Here is a 1,952-nt window from a genome sequence, read left to right as displayed (position 1 = left end):
ACCGCGCCACCCGGCTGGACTCCCGTGTTCGGAGTCCAAGCCAGCCGACCGAGAGGCAACCAGCCGGCGTCGCGTCAGCCCAGCGTCGATGGATCGGTGTTGGCACCGGAGAGGACGACGGCCACGCGCTCACCGTCGGCGGGTCTGTATGCGCCCGAGACCAGCGCCGCGAAAGCGGTAGCGGGTCCGTGCTCCACGACCACCCGGTAGTTCTGCCACAACAAGCGCCGTGCCTCGACGATGTCGTCGTCATCGACCAGCACGGATCCGACGCCCGTCCGCGCCGCCACCGCGTAGGCGATCTCGCCGAGCCGGCTCGCACCTAGCGAGTCGGCGGCGACACCGGAGACACCGACGTCGATCGGACCGCCCGCCGCCAGCGCAGAATTCAGGGTCGGGGCCGACGACGGCTCCGCGCCGACCACTCGGGCACGCCCCTCGACCGCGGTCGCGACGCCGGCCATCAGGCCGCCACCCCCTACGGCCACCAGGATCGTGTCGACGTCCCCACCGGTCTGCTCCAGCAGCTCGAGTCCGAGCGTCCCCTGACCGGCGCAGATCTCCGGCTGGTCGTAGGCGTGGCAGAACAGGGCACCGCTGTCGGTTGCGCGCGCCGTCGCCGCCTCGTAAGCGTCGGCGTATTTCGTGCCGACCTGGACGACGTGCGCACCCAGCTCACGGAGCTTCTTCACCTTCACCGGCGGAGCGTTTTGGGGCACGAATACCTGCGCCGGCAGTCCATGCGCGGCCGCCGCGTACGCGACGGCGAGTCCGGCGTTGCCGCCCGACGCCGCGACGACGCCACTCACCTGATGCCCTGCACTGTCCGGCTCGGCGAGGCCATCGTCCGCCCCCTCAGTCTCAGACGACACCGAGAACGACGGCCCGGCCGGCTCAAGGGCTGTCCGGATGCGGTTGAAGGCTCCCCTGGCCTTGAACGACCCCGTGTGCTGGAAGTATTCGAGCTTGAACCACAACCGTGAGAGCGGTGGAAACGAACCGGGGTCCAGCTCCAGGACCGGCGTCCTACGGACAAAGGCATCAATGCGCGTACGGGCTGCGTGGACATCGGACAGATCGATCACGTACACCATCCTGCCGCACCACCCGCGCCGACGGACCCCGGGATGTGAACACGGTCCCTGAAGCCCGCGTGCCGCTCACCAGGACGAAGAACTCCCGGAGGTGACCAGCCGGCCGGTGACACCCCACGGGCGGTCGGGTCAGTAGCCTGAGTCCTCCTCGTCATCCTCCTCGACCGCGTCCTCGATGGCGTTCCCGTCGGCGTCGATGACGTACCAGACGTCGTTGACACCCTGTCCTTCCACATCACCGACATCGTCAGGGGCGTAGTAGTACAGCGGCCAGTCGCCGTACGTCGCCTGGGTCGCCCCGTCGTCACGTTCGATCGTGTCGAGCAGGTCTTCATTCACTCCTTCACCGGCCTCGACCTCACCCTCCAACGGAGGCCAGGCATCCAGGCAGTCGTCCGAGCAGGTGCTCTCACCGGGAGAGTCCGAGGTGAACAGATACAGCGTCCGCCCTTCGCCGTCGACCAAGATCTCACCGAGTGAGGTATCCGACATCTCCACACGACCGGAGTCGTCGCCGGTGGCAACGTCTCCGTCGCCGTCGCCCCCGTCGTCGGATCCGCACGCAACAAGGGTCGCCAACGCGGCGGCGCTGCTCAGGGCGATAGCGGTTCGTGTTCGGCGGTTCATAATGGCCTCCAACGAGCGTCATGGGACGCACACGAGCAGCACGTCCGCGATCATCCGGATATGTGTTGTACGGACTGAGCCTCGTCAAAAGATTGCGGCGATCAAGGGTTGTCCGTCCCGGCAGAGCTCGGTTCGTTACTCGATGCCCACACGCGTAGGCGTCAATGCTCGCGACCAGCCAGTGCGTGGGCTTCTGACACGGCCGGAACGATGTATCACCCGGAACGGTAG

At 67.3% G+C, this 1,952-nt stretch carries 2 protein-coding genes; both read right to left on the bottom strand.

The window, feature by feature from the left end; genetic code table 11:
* Positions 1-74: 74 nt before the first annotated feature.
* Entirely contained in the window at positions 75-1,094 is a 1,020-nt protein-coding gene (locus ELR45_RS06700) for a threonine/serine dehydratase (protein WP_205856155.1), read from the bottom strand.
* Between the two features lie 129 nt (positions 1,095-1,223).
* Positions 1,224-1,721 (bottom strand): COG4315 family predicted lipoprotein, encoded by a 498-nt coding sequence (locus ELR45_RS06695; protein WP_129664506.1) that lies wholly within the window; start codon positions 1,719-1,721, stop codon positions 1,224-1,226.
* Between the last annotated feature and the right edge of the window lie 231 nt (positions 1,722-1,952).

The organism is Phytoactinopolyspora endophytica, assembly GCF_004138495.1.
In the GTDB taxonomy this organism is placed as follows: Bacteria; Actinomycetota; Actinomycetes; order Jiangellales; family Jiangellaceae; genus Phytoactinopolyspora; species Phytoactinopolyspora endophytica.
Note: the sequence above shows the minus strand (reverse complement) of the source record. Positions and strands in the feature narration are given on the sequence as shown.

Bases quoted from the DNA above. Each gene is read 5' to 3' on its own strand.
- ELR45_RS06700 (WP_205856155.1), bottom strand. From the start codon at position 1,094: ATGGTGTACGTGATCGATCTGTCCGATGTCCACGCAGCCCGTACGCGC.
- ELR45_RS06695 (WP_129664506.1), bottom strand. From the start codon at position 1,721: ATGAACCGCCGAACACGAACCGCTATCGCCCTGAGCAGCGCCGCCGCG.